General features: G+C 41.7%; 19 protein-coding genes. 8 read left to right on the top strand and 11 right to left on the bottom strand.

Annotated features, from left to right (window positions below):
- Window positions 1–5: 5 nt before the first annotated feature.
- A complete protein-coding gene (locus NSQ34_RS03725) occupies window positions 6–1,664 on the bottom strand; it encodes a pyridoxal-dependent decarboxylase (RefSeq protein ID WP_120208616.1) in 1,659 nt (552 codons plus the stop codon).
- 579 nt (window positions 1,665–2,243) lie between these two features.
- On the opposite strand from NSQ34_RS03725, the gene NSQ34_RS03720 reads away from it, so the two are divergent.
- Both NSQ34_RS03720 and NSQ34_RS03715 read left to right on the top strand, forming a co-directional pair.
- Window positions 2,244–4,226 (top strand): LTA synthase family protein, encoded by a 1,983-nt coding sequence (locus NSQ34_RS03720; protein WP_111927621.1) that lies wholly within the window; start codon window positions 2,244–2,246, stop codon window positions 4,224–4,226.
- Between the two features lie 98 nt (window positions 4,227–4,324).
- A complete protein-coding gene (locus tag NSQ34_RS03715) occupies window positions 4,325–4,912 on the top strand; it encodes a YjgB family protein (protein ID WP_041116171.1) in 588 nt (195 codons plus the stop codon).
- A 43-nt stretch (window positions 4,913–4,955) separates the two neighbouring features.
- Here NSQ34_RS03715 and NSQ34_RS03710 read toward each other — a convergent pair whose 3' ends face one another.
- Window positions 4,956–5,459 carry a DoxX family protein gene (locus NSQ34_RS03710; protein ID WP_034283676.1) on the bottom strand — a complete coding sequence of 168 codons (504 nt, stop codon included), beginning with the start codon at window positions 5,457–5,459 and terminating at the stop codon, window positions 4,956–4,958.
- Window positions 5,460–5,654: 195 nt separating this feature from the next.
- On the opposite strand from NSQ34_RS03710, the gene NSQ34_RS03705 reads away from it, so the two are divergent.
- Window positions 5,655–6,413: a DUF817 domain-containing protein gene (locus NSQ34_RS03705; RefSeq protein ID WP_268413615.1), complete on the top strand. Its 759-nt coding sequence runs from the start codon at window positions 5,655–5,657 to the stop codon at window positions 6,411–6,413.
- A gap of 19 nt (window positions 6,414–6,432) precedes the next feature.
- Here NSQ34_RS03705 and nagE read toward each other — a convergent pair whose 3' ends face one another.
- On the bottom strand, window positions 6,433–7,800 hold the full coding sequence (nagE, locus tag NSQ34_RS03700) for an N-acetylglucosamine-specific PTS transporter subunit IIBC (RefSeq protein ID WP_034283672.1): 1,368 nt from the start codon (window positions 7,798–7,800) through the stop codon (window positions 6,433–6,435).
- 188 nt (window positions 7,801–7,988) lie between these two features.
- Between nagE and map the strand changes: the two genes are divergently transcribed.
- The 3 genes from map to NSQ34_RS03685 all read left to right on the top strand — a co-directional run bounded on the left by map (window position 7,989) and on the right by NSQ34_RS03685 (window position 9,296).
- Window positions 7,989–8,738, top strand: a complete 750-nt coding sequence (gene map, locus NSQ34_RS03695; RefSeq protein WP_024424611.1) for a type I methionyl aminopeptidase — start codon at window positions 7,989–7,991, stop codon at window positions 8,736–8,738.
- 124 nt (window positions 8,739–8,862) lie between these two features.
- Complete coding sequence (locus NSQ34_RS03690; RefSeq protein WP_087976421.1) at window positions 8,863–9,024, top strand: hypothetical protein; 162 nt, start codon at window positions 8,863–8,865, stop codon at window positions 9,022–9,024.
- 134 nt (window positions 9,025–9,158) lie between these two features.
- Window positions 9,159–9,296, top strand: a complete 138-nt coding sequence (locus NSQ34_RS03685) for a YflJ family protein (RefSeq protein WP_064497716.1) — start codon at window positions 9,159–9,161, stop codon at window positions 9,294–9,296.
- Between the two features lie 42 nt (window positions 9,297–9,338).
- On the opposite strand, the gene NSQ34_RS03680 is transcribed toward NSQ34_RS03685, so the two are convergent.
- Window positions 9,339–9,989: an MOSC domain-containing protein gene (locus NSQ34_RS03680; RefSeq protein ID WP_268413608.1), complete on the bottom strand. Its 651-nt coding sequence runs from the start codon at window positions 9,987–9,989 to the stop codon at window positions 9,339–9,341.
- A 122-nt stretch (window positions 9,990–10,111) separates the two neighbouring features.
- On the opposite strand from NSQ34_RS03680, the gene NSQ34_RS03675 reads away from it, so the two are divergent.
- A complete protein-coding gene (locus NSQ34_RS03675; RefSeq protein WP_265192001.1) occupies window positions 10,112–10,381 on the top strand; it encodes an acylphosphatase in 270 nt (89 codons plus the stop codon).
- Window positions 10,382–10,400: 19 nt separating this feature from the next.
- Here the strand turns inward: NSQ34_RS03675 and NSQ34_RS03670 are convergent, their stop codons facing one another.
- Window positions 10,401–11,507 carry a nitric oxide synthase oxygenase gene (locus NSQ34_RS03670; protein ID WP_041116165.1) on the bottom strand — a complete coding sequence of 369 codons (1,107 nt, stop codon included), beginning with the start codon at window positions 11,505–11,507 and terminating at the stop codon, window positions 10,401–10,403.
- Between the two features lie 104 nt (window positions 11,508–11,611).
- Complete coding sequence (locus NSQ34_RS03665; RefSeq protein ID WP_034283668.1) at window positions 11,612–12,169, bottom strand: PadR family transcriptional regulator; 558 nt, start codon at window positions 12,167–12,169, stop codon at window positions 11,612–11,614.
- Window positions 12,170–12,281: 112 nt separating this feature from the next.
- Between NSQ34_RS03665 and NSQ34_RS03660 the strand changes: the two genes are divergently transcribed.
- The gene (locus NSQ34_RS03660; protein ID WP_008341777.1) at window positions 12,282–12,767 is read left to right on the top strand and encodes a phenolic acid decarboxylase; all 486 of its coding nucleotides are present in this window, start codon (window positions 12,282–12,284) and stop codon (window positions 12,765–12,767) included.
- A gap of 61 nt (window positions 12,768–12,828) precedes the next feature.
- Here the strand turns inward: NSQ34_RS03660 and NSQ34_RS03655 are convergent, their stop codons facing one another.
- From NSQ34_RS03655 to NSQ34_RS03635, 5 genes are all read right to left on the bottom strand, one after another.
- Complete coding sequence (locus NSQ34_RS03655; protein WP_098676662.1) at window positions 12,829–14,460, bottom strand: M14 family metallopeptidase; 1,632 nt, start codon at window positions 14,458–14,460, stop codon at window positions 12,829–12,831.
- 177 nt (window positions 14,461–14,637) lie between these two features.
- Window positions 14,638–15,936, bottom strand: a complete 1,299-nt coding sequence (locus NSQ34_RS03650) for a citrate:proton symporter (protein ID WP_034283666.1) — start codon at window positions 15,934–15,936, stop codon at window positions 14,638–14,640.
- Window positions 15,937–16,283: 347 nt separating this feature from the next.
- The gene (locus tag NSQ34_RS03645; protein WP_034283665.1) at window positions 16,284–17,261 is read right to left on the bottom strand and encodes a tripartite tricarboxylate transporter substrate-binding protein; all 978 of its coding nucleotides are present in this window, start codon (window positions 17,259–17,261) and stop codon (window positions 16,284–16,286) included.
- Between the two features lie 3 nt (window positions 17,262–17,264).
- Entirely contained in the window at window positions 17,265–17,960 is a 696-nt protein-coding gene (locus tag NSQ34_RS03640) for a response regulator (RefSeq protein WP_046314340.1), read from the bottom strand.
- A 3-nt stretch (window positions 17,961–17,963) separates the two neighbouring features.
- Entirely contained in the window at window positions 17,964–19,559 is a 1,596-nt protein-coding gene (locus NSQ34_RS03635; RefSeq protein WP_208945899.1) for a sensor histidine kinase, read from the bottom strand.
- Window positions 19,560–19,565 lie beyond the last annotated feature (6 nt).

The following is a 19,565-nucleotide window of genomic DNA, read 5'->3' as shown; positions in this document are numbered from 1 at the left end:
TTGATTTAAGCATGTACATTTTCAAATTGTCCACAAACAGATGCAATCACATCTTTTAAATAAGATACGATATGAGGGATATGCTCTGGTAACGTATAAGGTGAGATGACAAAAAACTTACTAACACTTAGATAGAATTCTTGGCCTTCTTTCGAGTTGACAAGTAAAAACTTCGTTGTATCGCCAAAGAACATCTCATCTCTTTTCTCTCCAAGCTTTTCAAACAGCATTTTGTTCAATTCATTGTTCCGCTCAATTTCGATTGAAGTCGCTTCGCCAGAAATCTCTTCTTGAAAACGCGGTGAGCCGTCTAGGTAAATTCTAAATAATGTAGCCATTCCGACGTTGTCATCATTCACGACTTCTGCTTGCGGAATTTCCCGACTAAGTGCTTCTCTGAAGGCAAGGTTCACTTCTAAGAATTGACCAAGCAAGCGCTGATAGCCTTCAATCCCAAACGTTAACAGCACACTCAGCATACTGATCGAGCTTCCCATTCTTGAGCATTCCAGTGTATAACCCGTATGGTATTCTCCGTAGCCTCTATGGCCAACATATGGTGTCTCCTGTTCTTCCAGGTCCAAACGCTTTAAGTCAGCAGCGTTTTTCACTAGGAATAAACTGGATGTGTAAGGTGTTTGGCCAAGCTTTTGAAAATCAAAGCACATCGAGTCTGCAAGAGACAGATGCTGGAATTTCGCTTTGATTTCTTTTAGCATACGAAGAATACCGTCTGAGAATTGCAGCGGATTTTCCGATACATCATACTCATTAAAGAAAGCAAAGAATCCACCCAGCGCCGAATCTGCATGAATATGCGGCACCTTCAGATCATACTTTTCAGCAATCGTTTCTGCTGTTTCACGTACCCCTTTTACATCATCAATTGCAATGGCATCTGTTGTTCCGGTTGTTGCAACAATATAAACGGGAATCCCGCCACCCTGTGCAACACGTTCCATTTGACAACGCAAATCTTCCATATCCATTGAATGATCTTTATTCGTCTTAATTCTGATTAAGTTGTTTGTGCCAAGTCCTGTTGCTTCCATTGACTTAAATAGGCTGTAATGTGCAGCATCAGAACAAAACGCATAAAGATTTTGCGGAACTCCTTTTCGCAGTGACTCCGGCGCAGCCTTTGCGATCGCTAAACGAAGTCCTGAAAAAATCGCTCCTTGACCTCCCCATGTTGTGTATCCCCCGCTCACATTTGGATCATATCCGATGAGCTTAGACATCATTGAGACCACTCTGACCTCAGCTTCCGCACCTGCTGGTCCATAAACATCCCATAGGTTGTTTCCGTTTACCAGCATAGCTGTCAGCATGCCTAAAATTCCTGGTGTACTTGCCATTGGCAAAATGTTCGTGAAGAAATACTTGGTGTGGTATGGATGGTTATGTAAAAGCTTCAGTAATTCTTCATTCACAAGTTCCGCTTGCTGGCCGTTCATCGGAATTTGACTTGTTTCAGTAAGCTTTTTGTAAAAGTCCTCCCCACGATTCTTTTCACCTTTAAGGTGTGCACGGTTGGGATCTTTCAGGTCATCGACCCCTGAAATGATCTGCTCCATCAATTTGATGAGTTCTTTACGCTCTCCTGCATTTCCGTCCTCACTCGGAAACCAGTTCTGAACGAGGTTCTCTGCTCGTACAGTCATATACTATCAATCCTTTCAATGGAAGATTTCCTGTCACTGTCTATATCGACCCCAATTCAGAAGTTTATAGTCTCAATATGTTCACTTAAGTATATTTAGATAATTTGTTCACTTATTAAAATAAATAAAACCCTTAAAAAACACATGAAAACCATTATTTTCGTGAAACACAAAAATATATTGATATATTGTATGAGAGGAATTTTTATCCATCGCTTTGTTCCATTCCATGGCTCATTTTTTTTGCTTAACCTGCATAAACATTAAGAAACAATGGAAATACTCTCTAAATGACCATTGTAGAAATCAAATTAATTCTTTAGACTTGTGTCTTTTTACCTGTTTTATTGATATAGCAACTGGAAAATTACTGAATTTTCTGTCAATAATAGGTCGATTTTCATAAAAAGTTTTTCGATGGGCGAATATTTTCATTTTCTCTCCTTTTATTGCTCGGACAGGCTTCCAAAGGCTCTTCACTGGTTATGACTTTTCTATTTGTGCATTTCGTGGTATATTCTAATGGTTCGTTTTCTTTCGTTCCGCCTCTTCCGTTTAACGGAGAAAAGGAGTGTTTATATGAAAACATTTATTCAAAAAAGAGGTCTCGGCTTCTTTCTGATTGCAGCCGTCTTACTATGGCTCAAAACGTATTCAGCGTATTTAATCGAATTTAAACTTGGTATATCAAATGTGCTTCAGCATATTTTGCTTTTCGTGAATCCTATTAGCTCCAGCTTGTTCTTTCTTGGCTTTGCTTTATTGTTCAAGAAAAAATGGCAGCCTGCCGCTATCATTGTGATTCACTTTTTCATGTCTTTTTTACTATACGCAAACATCGTGTACTATCGATTCTTCAATGACTTTATCACGCTGCCTACAGTGATGCAGGCAGGAACGAATGGCGGACAATTAGGTGATAGTGCATTTTCACTCATGCGTTGGACTGATGTGTTTTACTTTATTGATACAATCATTTTGATCGTACTTGCAGTCCGCATGAAAAGGCAGCAGCAAACAAGTACAGCCACTGTACCTGTTCAAAAGTCAAAATCGTTTAGACTCGTCCTTGTGTCCTCTGTTGTGATCTTTGTTTTAAACTTAGTGGCTGCAGAGATCGATCGTCCAGAGCTTTTATCAAGATCGTTCGACCGCAATTATTTAGTTAAATATTTAGGCGCTTATAACTTTACTGTGTTTGATGCCATTCAAAATGTGAAATCAAACAGCCAGCGTGCTCTGGCAAATTCAAATGACGTGACAGATGTAGAGAACTATTTAAAAGCGAACAGCGCTGATCCTAACCCTGCTTATTACGGGAAAGCGAAAGGCATGAACGTCATTACAATTTCTCTTGAATCTCTGCAAAACTTTGTCATTGATTATAAGGTCAATGGAAAAGAAGTAACGCCATTCCTTAATTCATTGGCACACGACAACAAAACGTTTTACTTTGATAACTTCTTCCATCAAACAGGACAGGGAAAAACGTCTGATGCTGAATTTATGATGGATACTGGGTTATTCCCATTATCACAGGGCTCTGTTTTTATTAACAAGGCGCAAAACACATATCAAGCACTTCCTGGTATTTTGAAGAAGGATCAATATACGTCAGCAGAATTCCATGGAAATACGAAAACCTTCTGGAACCGTAATGAAATGTTTAAATCCTTTGGATATGACAGATTTTACGATTCTGAGTACTACGATATGAACGAGCAGGATACGAAGAACTATGGACTGAAAGACAAACCGTTCTTCAAAGAATCGATGCCAATTCTTAAAAACATGAAGCAGCCGTTTTATTCGAAATTCATTACCTTATCGAACCATTTCCCATTTGGAATGGATGAAGGTGATACTGATTTCGAGCCTGGTGATTTCGGTGACTCTGTCGTCGATAACTACTTCCAATCGGCTCATTATTTAGATGAAGCGATTGAACAGTTCTTCAACGATTTGAAAAAGTCAGGTCTCTATGACAATACAGTCGTTATTATGTACGGCGATCATTACGGTATTTCTGAAAACCATAATGAAGCGATGGAAAAAGTGACAGGGCAAAAAATTGGAGATTATGAAAATGCGCAGCTCATGCGTGTGCCGCTCTTTATCCATGTTCCTGGCGTAAAAGGCGGACAGATTCATAAATACTCTGGTGAAGTCGATGTCGCACCAACTCTTCTGCACCTGCTTGGCGATGATACGAAGAACTATTTAATGTCTGGTTCTGATATCTTATCGAAGAACTTTAAAGAGCTTGTGCCATTTAGAAACGGTGACTTCGTGTCTAAGGACTACACGAAAGTAGGCAATAACTATTACAGCAACAAAACAGGCGAGAAAATCGAGCCAACTGACAAGGCATCGCAAGAAAATGAAACGGTGAAAAAGATGCTGGAGACATCTGATAAGATTGTCACCGAAGATTTACTCCGTTTCTACAAGCCTAAAGGCTTTACACCGATTGACCGCAACGATTATGATTATACAAAGAAAGTACAGGATGAAAAGGATTCCTCTTCCGCCAAAGATGAATCCAGCTCTTCTTTAAAATAACGTTCTCATGCTAAGAACCAGCCGATCCTTGATCAGCTGGTTCTTTTCACGTTTGATCATGATGGCCCCGGGTATAGGAGAAGAAGGAGGGATTTATCATGAAGAAAACAGCAGCTTTTGTCGTAACTGCCTCACTTGCTTCATCGGCCCTATTCGGTTTCAGCCCTGCGGTCTCAGCACACGCCATGATTAAACCAGCAGCAGAGCAATCCATTCCTCAAGGTCCAAAAGCCGCGCTTAACAGCATTTATAAGCTGGCACATAAAGGACAAATGCCCTACTATGCGAAGGGACTGAAAATAGGCGTTCAAACAAAAAAAGACGTTCATCATCAGCTCGGACATCCATATCCAGAAACAGGTCAAAGCAGCTTTGATTTGTATCATGCTGAAATGGGGAATCCTGGATTTGCTTTTCACTATGATGCGAAAGGCAAAATTGATGAAATCCGTTATTTCGGTACAAATGTAGAAAAAGAAACAAATATCGGCGGTATGACCCCTTCGTTACTAAAGAAACAGCTTGGACCAGCGGATTCAGTGAGTACCATTCCGCAGACAAAAGAGAAAAAATATGTGTATCGAACCGGTGATTATGAACTCGAATTTATCGTAGGCCATGATCCAGATATGAGTCAGCATGAGCTCACCGTCCTGCATATCAACCTCATTAAAGCCGATTCTTAAATAAAAAAGCATCCTGAGCTTGTGCTCAGGATGCTTTTCTTTATTATGATGCCACTTCTAACTGCGGCTTTCTTTTCATTGTTCTTTTGAGGACTGGACCTGCGACATAATCAAGTCCAAATTTGCCTGCATTCCCTTTCGCTGCCATGATAATGATGGCTATGAGCAGAAGCAGCGGGTTCACAGAGACAGTTCCAGCTAGTAAGAAAGAGACATTCATCACGCTTCCAAAAAAGGCTGCCGTTGTTGTAAACAATCCAACAATTAATCCTAGGCCTACTAAGATTTCTCCCCACATGACCATGGCACTGAATAGTCCGGCATTTGGCAAAGCGACATTTTCTAAAAACCATACATAGAACGGATACACTAGATGACCATCTTTGACGACAGGTTCAGATATTGCAAATTGCAAATAGCCTGACGCATCAAATCCACCTGTTAGTTTTCCAATACCAGATGTCAGCCAAGTCCATCCGATATAAAGTCTTGCTGCCAAAAGGATAACAGCTGCCCATACATTCGTTTGTAAGAATTTTGTAAACATGATGATGCCTCCTTTTAAATTATGTGAAATATTTCACATTTTCTTTATGATCTTATTATACTATGCTATATCTAATTCGTGATCTTTTTCACATATATATTCACAAATTGTTCATGAATATCTAGTTGAGGTAAACTTTTCCCTTGCTAAAACCGTCTAAGTCATTTCAGACAGTAAAAAGGGGTTTAATTTTGTATGAAAACACTATTTCATTTTGCTTATTTACAAGCCATCTCATGTCTATTCCCCGTCATGATCTTTGCGGCGCTTGCCCTATCAAAGACGGTGTCTATTCCTTTTCTTCACCGGTATGATTTCATTCTACTGCTTTGCATCGCAGCTCAGATCCTGATGCTGACGCTGCGGCTGGAGACTTGGGCGGAGCTAAAGGTCATTTGTCTATTTCATCTCATAGGAATCTGTTTAGAAGTGTATAAAGTACATATGGGCTCTTGGTCCTACCCTGAAGACGCTTATACAAAAATATTTGGGGTTCCACTTTATAGCGGCTTTATGTATGCGAGTGTGGCTAGTTATATTTATCAGGCACTTTCACGACTTCATGTAAAAGTGGCCGACTGGCCTCATCCATTTCTTTCAATTGGCATCAGTTTGTGCATTTATGTCAATTTCTTTACGCATCACTGGCTCTATGATGTCAGGTGGTGGCTGACATGTCTGCTTGTTGTTGTGTTTCGGAAAACGTCGGTTTCGTTTCAGGTTGGTCCATTTTCCTTTCGAATGCCGCTTGTTGTTTCATTTCTCCTGATTGGCTTTTTTATTTGGGTGGCCGAAAATGTCACGACCTTTTTAGGCGCATGGCAATATCCAAATCAGCAGCATGCTTGGTCTCTCGTCCATCTTGGTAAAATCAGTTCGTGGTTTTTACTTGTTGTCATCAGCATTGTACTGGTGATCGAACAGCGTAAACAAAAAAACGTTCAGCCCATTTGACCTGGCTGAACGTTTTTTTTTAATCTCGATCGACTTCCTTACGGAGATCATCTGCGACAAATTCTACATTCGTTCCAATGATGATTTGTACGGTTGTTTTTCCAGAAGTCAGGACCCCTTTGGCACCTGCTTTTTTCAATGTACCTTCATTTAATAAATTTGTATCCTCTACTGTTAAGCGAAGACGTGTGGCACAATGATCAATCGTGGTGATATTGTCTTTGCCGCCAAGTCCCTCTACGAGCATACTCGCTCCTCCTGCCGTCACCGTATCATCCGCTGCGATATCTTCCATGTCATCATCTTCCCTGCCTGGTGTTTTCAGCTTTAATAGTTTAATGAGGAAATAGAAAACGACAAAGTACACGACGCCATAAATGATTCCTACTACAAGAAGCAAGATCGGTTTTTGCGCAATTCCGAAGCTTAAGACGTAATCAATCGCACCTGCTGAAAAGGCAAAGCCGCTATGAATCCCAAGAGTGTTTACAATAAAAAGCGAAAGCCCCGTCAAAATAGCATGGACACCATATAAAAGTGGAGATAAAAACATAAAAGAAAATTCAATTGGTTCAGTGATCCCTGTTATAAATGATGTAAGTGCCATACCAATCATCAGTCCAGCTGTTGCTTTTCGCTTCTCAGGCTTTGCAGTCACAACCATGGCTAGACATGCCGCTGGCAGACCAAACATCATCACTGGGAAGAATCCGGTCATAAAGACACCCGCGCTTGGATCTCCTTTAAAGAATCGCGCTAAATCCCCTGTTGCCCCGCTGAATTCCCCGAATTGAAACCAAAATAAGTTATTCAAGACATGGTGAAGTCCTAATGGAATGAGCAATCGGTTAAAGAAACCAAACAGCCCTGCACCTGTTGCCCCAAGACTTAAAATCCATTCCCCTAAATCATTGATCACACTTTGAATCGGCGGCCATACATATCCGAAAACGGCTGCTAATAGAATGGTGAAAAGTGCGGTCATAATAGGCACAAGCCGCCTTCCGCTAAAGAAACCTAAGTATTCCGGCAGTTTCGTATCCTTAAATTTATTGTAAACATAACCTGCCAAAAGCCCGCATAAAATACCGCCCAATACCCCCATATTGTTGGTTGAGTTAATCGACGTTGTACCGGCTGACAAAATAAAATAAGAGATCGCACCTGATAATGCCGCTGCCCCGTTCCCATCCTTTGAAATACCAATCGCTACACCCATTGCAAAAATTAAAGCCAAGTTCGCAAAAATTGCATTCCCTGCCGCATGAATAAACGGGATATTGAATACGTCCTCCCGCCCAATGGCCAAAATAATCCCTGCTGCTGGAAGTACAGCGATTGGAAGCATAAATGATTTTCCTAGCTTTTGAAAAAACTGAAACACCATCTGATTTCCCCCCTTTGTCATCATCATGACCAAAATCATTCATGATGTTCATAAAAAATATATCATATGCACGTCTAGTTATCTATACCAATTTGTCCACATCCATTTGAATTCCGCTCTTTACTCTTTTTGCGTAAAATGTGGTAAGCTATTGAATAGAATGAAGATATAGAAAGCGGGAATGAACAGTGATTGTCAAACATGATCATGAGTTAGAAGCCTTAAAAAAAGTCGGCCGAATTGTCGCTTTGGCAAGAGAAGAAATGAAAAGCCAAGCGAAACCAGGCATGTCTACAAAAGAATTAGATTTGATTGGGAAAAAAATATTAGAAGAGCACGGTGCCAATTCAGCACCTGAAAAGGAATATGACTTTCCTGGTACCACTTGTATCAGCGTAAACGATGAAGTTGCACACGGTATCCCTAGTGAAAAAACCATTTTACAAGAGGGCGACCTCGTGAACATTGATATCTCAGCAGAGCTTGACGGATATTATTCCGATACAGGTATTTCATTCGTTTTAGGAACAGGTGATGCTCGTCTTGAAGCATTATGTAAGTGTGCGGAGGATGCGTTCCTTGAAGGATTAAAGCATGCAAAAGCCGGTAAAAGACAAAACCAAATTGGCCGTGCGGTCTACAATACAGCGAAAGAACAAGGATTTACTGTCATTAAAAACCTGACAGGACACGGCATTGGGAAGAATCTGCATGAAGCACCCAACCATATTTTGAACTACTATGATCCATTCGATAATGCTTTGTTTAAAAATGGCACAGTCATTGCCTTTGAACCTTTCATTTCAACAAATGCTGAATCGATTTATCAGGCTGATGATGGCTGGACATTTAAAACACCAGATAAAAGTCTAGTGGCACAGATTGAACATACGATTGTGATTACTAAAGACGAACCGATTATTTTAACAAAGCTGTAAGCCAAGCGAGTCCCCTCCTTCACAGGTGGGGATTTTTTCATGCCCGTTTCACGAATCTGTCACGACTAAACAAAAAAGCCTGTGGTAAAATAGGCAAAGATATGCGAAAGGGGTCTTATTTGATATGTGGTTCATCATCATAGGTGTTATCTTTTTCATCGAAAGTATTATCTTAACGGTTGTAGGGATTAAGAAAAAACAATCCATGATGACCTATCTTGGTGTTATCATCATGATTATGACGGTCGGCATGATCCTCGTTACCCTCAACCCGCCAAATTCATAAATCAATATTTCCAGCATATACATGGATCATAGGTAGATAGAATCAGTTTTCATTTCTTGACACCTGCACGCTTTTCACCTCCTTTTTTGAGATGTTACAATGCAGGCAGTTTCAATTGAAAGGAGTTTTCTATCATGCATTATGGTAGCAAAGGCTGGTATGTCGAAGAATTAAAGAAGCTTGGTGTGACCAAGCATGAAGGAAGAAAGCTTCAAAGCTTAAAAACATATTTCCTTGCAAATCTTCTTGAGCAAAAGAAACGCAGCTCATAAGCTTAGAAAAGCCGCACATCTTAAGCTGATGTACGGCTTTTTTTAAATGTGCTGAATTCGTTTTTCTAAAGACTTCCTGACCACATCTGCTAAGGCATCTACTTCAAGAACGGCTTTCAGTCTCTCTGGACTTGTTTGACGATATTTGACTTCATTGACCTCATTGACCGTAATTTGATGGGACGCTTTTTCTACTAGTACTAGCGATGCATCAGGCGGCACCATGCCTTCTTTCAATACACGTAAATAAAAGCCTGTATACCCTGTTTTTTGCACTTCCTTTACAAGCTTCATGTTGCCATGCTTAAGAGACAATTTCACACAAGGCTGTCTTGGCTGGCTCACCTCAACAAATGCATCCCCAAGCTGAAACACATCGCCAATATGCACATTCGTTTCAACTAGCTGGCGTACTGTTACATTCTCGCCAAAGGCAGCTTCCTGTAATGGAACCCCTAAAAATTGTTCAAAGTGAGCATAATGATCATACGGAAAGACGCAGACGGCTTTATCATAACCCCCATGATGAACCAAATCCCCCTGACCATCTCCTTCAAAATTGACCTGACTTAAATACACAGGCTCATGAATGCGCCTTTTGTTGATGGCTGTTTTGATTTCTTTTCCATTCGCATAGGTAATGATAGGCTGTCCTACTTGGATTCCTTCTATGTCGTATCTCTTTTGTCCCACGATGGCCATCTCCTTTGGTTGTCTACTGGCTTTTATTTTACATCGTTTGACAATCAAATCATAGTCGAGGCGTGAAGATCAGATGCAGGCTATGGTACGATGTGAAAAAAGGAGTGATGATCATGATTCATTATCACGCCATTGTAAAAGGACGTGTGCAAGGAGTCGGCTTTCGTTATTTTGTTCAGGGAGAAGCTGTCAATAGTGGAATGAAAGGCTGGGTACGCAACACAGATGAAGGTCATGTCGAGTTAAAGGTAGAGGGTGAGCAGCAGAAAGTGATTGATTTCTTAGAGACTGTCCGGAAAGGAAGTCCTTTTTCAAAAGTCACCGACATGCAAATGGAGCCGCTCACTGAGCTGGCTCATTATCAGGATTTTCGAATAAGATAATAAAAAAACCTAGCTTTCGCTAGGCTTTTTCTGTCCCGTGATAGGGCTTGTCCTGATAAAAATAGTTTGGTTTCACAATGGTATTGTCGTAATTCTTGTGGAATATGTGGGTAGCAGCTGGTGATACTGGGGGAATCAGCCATGTCCAGTCCCCAGTCAGCTTGCGGTCAGCCTTTTCTTCCTGCTTTTCAAACTGCTTGAATTGATGTGCTGCTGTGTGATGATCAACAATGGTCACCCCTGCTTCGCGATAAGAATGGAGAACCGCCTCGTTCAATTCGACAATGGCTTTATCCTTCCAAAGGGACGAATTCTTGGTTGTGTCCAGTCCTAAAAGAGAAGCGATTTTTTTCAGCATATTGTAGCGGTTTTCATCCGCTAGGTTGCGTGCGCCAATTTCTGTGCCCATATACCAGCCATTAAACGGTGCAGCATTGTAATGAATACCGCCAATCTCTAATTTCATATCAGCAATAATCGGAACCGCATACCATTTCAGTCCTAAATCACGGAATTCATCGTATTCAGGATGGGTGATCTCTACCTCTTGGACGATTTCTTTCGGAAGCTCATACAGAACAGGCGGCTGATCTTTTAGCTGAAACATGAGAGGCAGAATATCAAAATGTGTGCCCTCCCCTTTCCAGCCATGTTCTTCACATAATTTTGTTAATTCAAGAGATGCCTCGTCGCCGATGATGCCATATTCAGTTTTATAGCCTGCATAACGAACGAGCTGATGATTATAAATGACGACTTCCTTCTGCCTGTTCTTCTCTGGGGGAAAGATCGTAATGGACGGTTTGATTTTCCCGCCATTTGTCGCATACTCAATATGATGAAAGAGCGCCTCCTTCACCTCATCCTCTGTCTTTACATGCCGGCAGTCATGCACTTGCAGGGTCGACCAAAACAAACGGCCAATGCAGCGGTTACTGTTGCGCCATGCCATTTTCGCCCCGTGAGCTAATTCCTCTAGTGTATGCGTATAAATTCCTTCAGACTCAATTTCTTTTTTTATTTCATGCAGACGTGCTGCTTTCTCTTCATTTGACTTGTTTAATTCTTCATAGCATACAGAAATAAAAGCTTCTGCTTCATTCCACAACGCTTCTTGATTACTCAAACATACTCGCCTCACTTTAATACGAATATATCCATTGTAGCGGTTTCTATTGATAAATTCACTCGTTTCAAACCATTTTTTATCATATCATCCGACCATTGTCCTTAGACCATAGATGAATCAATACGTTTAAGGGTCTTTTGGAGCCAGCGGACATAGCCTTTTTCTCTTTCAATTGCCCTTGTCAGCACTAAGTAATGCCCAAATTGAGCTGAATGTAGCGATTCAGCAGAAGGGTCTTCCTCTGTCAAAGCGTGCAGCTTTTGTTCCAGCACATCTACTTTCTTGGTGCGCTCTAACAGTTGATACGCAAACAGGTCAGCCGCTTCTTTTTTGTCCATGGAGGAGATGAAAAAGGTTTTGAGCATGAATTCATCCTTTGTTGTTTCCGGAATCGGATCTTTTGTTTTTAACCACTGACGCAATTCTTCTTTTCCTGCCGCTGTGATTTGATAGACCTTCTTCTCCAGCTTTTTTCCTTGTATGTGAATATCAAATTCAATAAATCCTTCCTCTGTAAGACGCTTCAGCTCAGGGTAAATCTGACTGTGCTTCGCACTCCAAAACTGTCCAAGGGAATCCTTAAAATGTTTCGTGATATCGTATCCCGTCAGCTCATGCTGATCCAGCAAGCCAAGAATGGCATATTTTAGTACTCTCATGATGTGCCTCCAACGCTTATTCTTTGACAATAGTATACCATAGACTTTAAAATAAATATGTAAATCACAACATGTTTGAAAAAACATCATTCTAATGAAAGAAGGAATAAACATGGATCAATTCGTTGGACTTCATATGATTTATACGTATGAAAATGGCTGGGAATATGAGATTTACATTAAAAACGATCACACCATTGATTACCGCATTCATAGCGGAATGGTTGGAGGTCGCTGGGTCCGTGATCAAGAAGTAAATATTGTGAAGCTGACAAAAGGCGTATACAAAGTCTCTTGGACAGAACCAACTGGTACAGACGTCTCTCTGAACTTTATGCCTGAAGAAAAACGCATGCATGGCGTCATCTTCTTCCCAAAATGGGTGCATGAACGTCCAGACATCACCGTCTGCTATCAAAATGACTACATCGATCTCATGAAAGAATCTCGTGAAAAATACGAAACCTATCCAAAATATGTTGTCCCAGAATTTGCGGACATTACGTATATCCATCATGCAGGTGTGAATGACGAAACCATTATCGCAGAAGCACCATATGAAGGCATGACAGATGAAATAAGAGCTGGACGAAAATAAAAAAAGCGGCACGCCTAGTGCCGCTTTTACATTTGATAAAGGGCTATCATTTTAGTCCTTTTTATTGAATGCCTAACGTCTTTTTTGGAAGCATGAAACGATAGACTGGCAGTTCATCACCTGCTTTTGAAGCAATAAACCCTGATGACATATAGCTGTCCTTTGATTCTGGTTCAAGGGCAAGTGAGAGCAAATTGGTTTGCGGCTGTGCCGTGACATATACCTTTGTTCCTTTTGGCAGCTGGCGTTTCTTGTCAACGAGCTTTGTTTCAAGCTGAATATCTGTTTTGCTCTTTTCCTCTCGCTTTGCCACCTGATAGGCTTGTACCGGCACTTTCATGCCAGCCGGCAATGTGACACTTTTTAATCCTAATGTTCTGAGTTTCCTTTCTACTCCTTCATGCCCCGGAAGAATGAGATAAGCTGTCGGCCGTTCTCTTGTTAAGATGGGAACAGCATCGCTCGCACTGTGAAAGCGTACAGGAACTTGAGTCGTTTGTCCCTTCTCAATATCAACCATTTCCAGCGAGTCATTGACAGATGCTTTGAAATCGTCTTGAATGACTACCTGATCATCATCATTTGGCAGCAGTCCTTTTTTGACCAGCTTCAGCCGCTCCGTCACCATTTGCTGCTTCACCTGTTTGGCATGTTTCACTGTAGTTTCAATGATTTTTTCATGGGTGGCTACTTGGGCAGCGACGCGGCGGGCAAAATCCTCTCTTCCAATCCCAATCCCTCTGCTTTCTACAAGAAATGACAGGGCTGGCGAAAGTGCAAGGGCATTACGGCCAATTCGCGCATCCGTTCCACCTTCATAGATGTCGATCTTTCCATCCTTTCCTCTTGTGTTTGTATAATACAAATCGTTAGAAAACCCTTTATTTGTCAGCGTTTCACGAACTCCGTTTACATACAACTCATTTGATGTCAGCCGGATGCTTTCTGGAATATTTAGATTCTTCCCTGAAAGAATAAGCAAATCATGATATTTGAGAGCGCCTGATGAACCGATATTTTCAAACTGCTTTTGACCCACATCGTATTCATGGGCATCAATGACCACTTCTGGCGCATACCGATTAAATTCTTGATGCAGGGCTGTCAGTTCTGGAGATTCTAATGTCATATGATCACGGTTTCCGTCTAATCCGTTTGCCAGTCTGCGGTCAAACGCATAAGAACCATCAGGATTGATTCTTGGGACAATGATGATATTGACATGATTGAGTATACGCTCTCCTTCTTCACCTGCTAATCGTTTTGCAATGACGAGAGCAGATTCACCGGAGGCTGGTTCATTTCCGTGTATTTGTGCTTGGAGCCAGATGGTTGGCTTTTTTGAAAGTGGCGTTATGGAGCGATCCTTTGTAAAGTACAGAGCCGGAATGGATCTGCCTTCAATGGATGTTCCAATCTGTCTCTGCGTGGCGTAAGGACTTTTGCGGACAATGTCTCGTAAGAAAGCTTGTAGCTCTTCTTGGGTCGTAAATGCTTCTCCTTTTTTCTGAAAGGCAGGGGTATCAAACGTCTCGTCAGGCTCAGGGTATAGCTTTTTCACTGAAGCTGGCTGTTCATAACTCTTTCCATAATAAAGGGTTTCTGCATGAGCTGAAGCTGGGCTCACCATCGACAAACTGCCTGCTAAGAGGCATGCAGCAGCAAAAAGAATTGTGCCTTTTCGTTTGGACATGCTATCCTCTCCCTTCGTTGATTTGCATTATAAAGAAAAAAACAGCAAAAGTGTCAGTATTTTTCAAAAATAAATCTTTTGGAGGAACAGGCTTGTCTTTGTCTAGGGCAAATGAATGGAGCCTGGTCGGCAATATGACCTAAAAAAAGTGCCTGCCCGCAGCAGACACTTTTTTATTTACCAGATGGAAATGGCCCCAATGAGAACCGCCATGACGGTCATAGCGACGACTGCCAGCACAGCCCATTTCATCCCAAATTTCTGATGCTGATCCAGTGATACCCCAACAAGTCCAACAAGTAAATGAGTCGATGGAACAAGTGGACTTAACATATGAATCGGCTGACCAATAATAGAAGCTCTGGCAATCTCAATTTTATCGACACCGTATGCTGCCGCTGTTTCTGATAGGATCGGCAGTACGCCGTAAAAGTATGCATCATTCGGCATAAAGAAAGTAAAGATCCCGCTTGTTAATGCGACAATGACTGGAATAAAGCCGCCCAGCTGCTCTGGAATTGCAGATACAATCGAAATCGCCATTTCATCGACCATTTTCGTTCCAGTTAGAATACCTGTAAAAACACCTGCCGCAAAAATCATCGAAGCAATGGCTAAAACGTTTGTTGAGTGAGCCGCAATTCGCTCACGCTGCTGGTCCAAGTTCGGATAGTTCACGATAATCGCCACACAGAAAGCAAGAACAAATAGAACAGTTAAGCTGACTTTACCTGATACAAGCAGCAGCACCAATAACAAAGTCAGCGCCAGGTTAAACCACCAAAGCTTCGGCCGTTTGATGTCATCTTGCAGTGCCGCTGCCATTTCATTTGCATGAATCGGCTGGTCAAGTTCAATCACACCAAGGCGTTTTCTTTCGGCTTTTCCAAGAAAATAAGCAACAATAATCATACTGAGAACCCCTGCACCAATGACTGGAATCATTGGTCCAAATAAAAGTGAAGGATCAACGCCAAGTGCACTCGCCGCTCTAGGTGTAGCTCCTCCCCATGGAATTGTATTCATAATTCCCATGCCAACCCCGGCAATACCCGCTAAAATAATTGGACGGATGCCAAGCAGCGTAAATAGTGGAAGCATCGCTGTTGTTGTAATCATATACGTTGTCGTTCCATCACCATCAAGTGCAACAAGCATCGTTAAGACAGCTGTTCCGACAACGATTTTTAATGGATCGCCTTTAACGATTTTTAAAATTTTCGCCACCATTGGGTCAAATAAACCCGCATCAATCATAATGCCAAAGTACAAAATCGCAAACATGATCATGACCGCTGTTGGTGCGACTTGCTGCACGCCTTTGACAATCATGTCTGAAATTTCTGTAAAATGAAAACCTGCAATAAGAGCAAATGCAATTGGTGTTAACACCAATGCCGTTAAAACAGACATACGTTTCGTCATAATCAAAACCATAAATACAATCATCATAAGAAATCCTAAAATTGCTAACATATTGTTCACCCCTTATGTTGTATACGCTTTCATTAATGTGTTGGTATCCCATTTCCAACCCTTTTTGTCATCATATCTGAGGTGAGAATTGAAGTAAATATTATGAATTTTAATTCTTTTTCGGTCGATAAATGCTTTTTGTTCATTTTGTTCAAACATTGGGCTTTTTAATTCCATGAAAAAAACAAAGGGTTTATTTAAGCCCTTTGTCTTCTTTTCAGTGTGATAGAAAACCTTTGCAGTCTAGGAAGGATGAGTACTGGAGCGGAGCGAATATGAGATTCGTGAGCACCAGCACACAGAACCGGCACCAAATGCAAGGGTTTGTCTACACGCTGGAAGCGGTCTCACTCGATCGCTTGTTCTCCTTGTATCAATTGCTCATATTGCCTTAATTGATCTTCCATAAAGACCTTTGCCTCTTTGCTGTTCATATAACGACTTGTCCAGCCCTTTTGCTTTAATCGCTTTTTCCAGGACTTCGTTTTCGTCATTTTTTGAAGAAGCTGATCCCATTCACGAACCTCATGCTGACTCATTTGTTTTGGGCCCATCACACCGCGCCAATGGGAAAAGATGAGCGGAATGCCCTGCTCTTTCCATGTCGGCACATCTTCAAATCCATCTAAGCGCTGGCTGGTTGTCGTCGCTACGAGCTTCAGCCTCTTTTTTTCATAATCATGACGAACCTCTGTAATGGTAGTCGTTGCTGCATCCACCTCATGGTCGATGAGCGCCTGAAATAAATCATCTGCACTGTCAAATTTCAAAAATTGAATGCGATATGGATCAATTCCTGCCATTTCTGCTGCCCGGGCGAATGAGATTTGATCATCATTTCCAAAATCAGGGGCAAACCCAATTTTTAAGGAATCTGGTTTTTTCTTAAGTGCGTGTAACAGCTCCTTCCCATTTGAAAAAGGAGAATCCACTGGGACTGCGACGACCTGCCACTCTTCTGCAAGGATTGCCAGCGGTGTCACATCATTCATCGTCACGTTACTGCTGCCAAGCAAATTACGGCTTAACAATAAGCTTGAATTTAAACTGATATAGTTGGCTTCTCGCTCCATCATGTATGTCCATCCTTTATCCACCGTTCCGCCTCTTTGATAAAGAATGTTCACAGGCCGGTTCACCAGCTTCTCTTGTTCAAGCACTGATTTCATCACCTGAGCCGTTTGGTCAAATCCCCCCTCTGGTACACCCGACACCACAATATATAAGGAGCTTTGCTGCAGGAAAGAATCACCGGCCTTTTTTTCATTAAAGGTAAGCGTCATACAAAGGCAGAGCACGATCACAAAAAGTATTCCTTTTTTCATCTTTTATGACTCCGCTTGTTTGGCAGGGTAATATTTACGTTCAGGTCTGCCAATGATTCCGTATGCAAGCTCTGCCCGGCATTCCCCTGTTGTCACGAGATACTCTACGTACCGTCTCGCCGTTGTACGTGATGCGCCCATCTTTTCCCCGAGTTCTTCTGCTGTAATTCCGCTAATCTCGGATGCCATCAATGTTTTCACTTTGTCCAAGGTCAGTGAATTGATGCCTGTAGGAAGATCTCTGTCATCCCTTTGTTTTGGCTCTTCCTGCATCTGCCCAAAAAACAGATCGATCATCGTTTGATTGACTTCATCTTTTGAATTGATGATGTCTTTCTTCTCTTTGTATTCGGTTAAAACTTGTGCAAACTTTTGTGCGGTCACCGGTTTGATTAAATAATGAACCACTCCGTAATGAAGCGCATCTCTTAAAAGCGTCGTTTCCGTTGCAGCCGTGATAATGATCACATCTACTTCAGGATAGCGTTCTCTTAAAAGCGGCAGCAGGTTTGTGCCGAGCTCATCAGGCATATAGACATCAAGCAAGATGAGATCCACTTGTTCCCTCTGGAGCGCCTCCCACATATCCTTTGCACTCTTTGCCTTTCCAGCGACCTTAAATCCTTCTATCTTTTGTATATAAGATTCATGAATGGCAGCGATTCGAAAATCATCCTCCGCAATGAGTACCTTAATCACCATCTATTCCCCCTTTGTGCCTTTCGGTATGTATACAGTGAAGATGGCACCGCCTTCTTTTTGGTTCGCAACTTCAATCCAGCCCCCAAGCTCGTCCAACACTTCTTTCACATTTGCAAGCCCATAGCCTCGTCCTTCTCCCTTTGACGAATGGCCTCTTGTGAAAATCTGTGAGAGCTCCTCTTCATTCACTCCATCACCTGAATCTGACACTTCTATGATAATATCAAACCCAATATCTGTGATGAACAGGTCTACCTCGCGCTTCTCCTTATTTAATACAGCTTCAAAAGCATTATCAACGAGATTGCCAATGATGGTGATAAAGTGAGATAGGCTTAAATGAGCTGGGAGCGGCTCAAGTGAGCTATTTTCATCAATGTGGAAATGGACTTTCTTCTCAGATGCTTTCCCTAACTTGCCAAGTAAGATGGCTTGTATTTTAGGAGACCGAATCTGCTTCATGAGTAAATCGTGCTGACGGTTTTGCAGATGATATTCTTCTTTAATTAAGTCGATGGCTTCATCGACTTGCTTCAGCTCAAGCAGGCCTAAAATGGCGTACAGCTTATTTGAGAATTCGTGCGTTTGGGCCCTTAGGTCTTCTGAATATTGGCTGACCTCTGTTAATGTATCCAGCAGCTTCGTCAGCTCTGTTTTCTCTCTGAAGCTCACAATCCCTCCGAATACTCGATGATCCTGCATTACTTTTTTCACATTTAAGACATAGGTTTTATCATTGACGACGGTTTCGATGTTAGGTTCAATCGTCTCTGCCTTTAAATAGAGAAGAAGTTTGGCATTTGGCAAGACTTGATCAATATGAAGAGGCAGCTCTGATGAGACGCGCAGCATGTGCTCAGCTGATGTATTCATCATCGTAATCGCGCCTTTCTGGTCAAACGCAATGATCCCTTCTTTTATAGCGAGCAGCATCGCTTCTCTTTCTCGATACAACGAAGCTATTTCATGCGGCTCAAGCCCTAATGTATCTTTGCGAATACTCTTCGTTAAAAAAATCGCACCGAATATGCCCGGCAAGAGCACAAGAAGGGCAATATAGCTAAGCTTCAATAGCTGATGAGCTGTCGCTTGATCGATTTCTTTTTTTAAAAATTCGACGGTGACTGTGCCGATAATTTCTTCATGCCCTTCTGTTTCTTTCATAATGGGTGCACTGCCTCTGACAACGGTTTCACCATTAGAATCATCAGTTGATATGGAAGTTCCTCCAAATAAGAGAGTACTTCTTCCTTCCGATACACTGATGGTCTTTCCTACGTCCTCATGATTCGTATGAACAAGGACCTTTCCTTTTCGATTGGTAATGAAGATGGCATGTGCTCTTACTTGCTCCTTCATTTGCTCAAGCACTGCCTGTTCTTCATTTTGGGACGCTGATAGAGCCACCGATGCTTTAATGGGCGGCATATATGATATTGTTCTAGCGGTCTGCACCGCCAGCTGTTCAGCTTGTCCCTGCCTTTCTGATGTCTGCAGAAAACCAAAACAAATGGTTAATAACGCAATGACAACAAGCAAAAGCCCGATAATTAACCCCAAAATTTTCGTTTGTAAAGTGACTTTCCTTTTGCCCATCCTCAC

The sequence above is a fragment of the Bacillus sp. FSL P2-0069 genome (genome assembly GCF_038593315.1).
Taxonomy (GTDB): Bacteria; Bacillota; Bacilli; order Bacillales; family Bacillaceae; genus Bacillus; species Bacillus safensis.
This window is presented reverse-complemented; position numbering and strand designations above follow the sequence as displayed.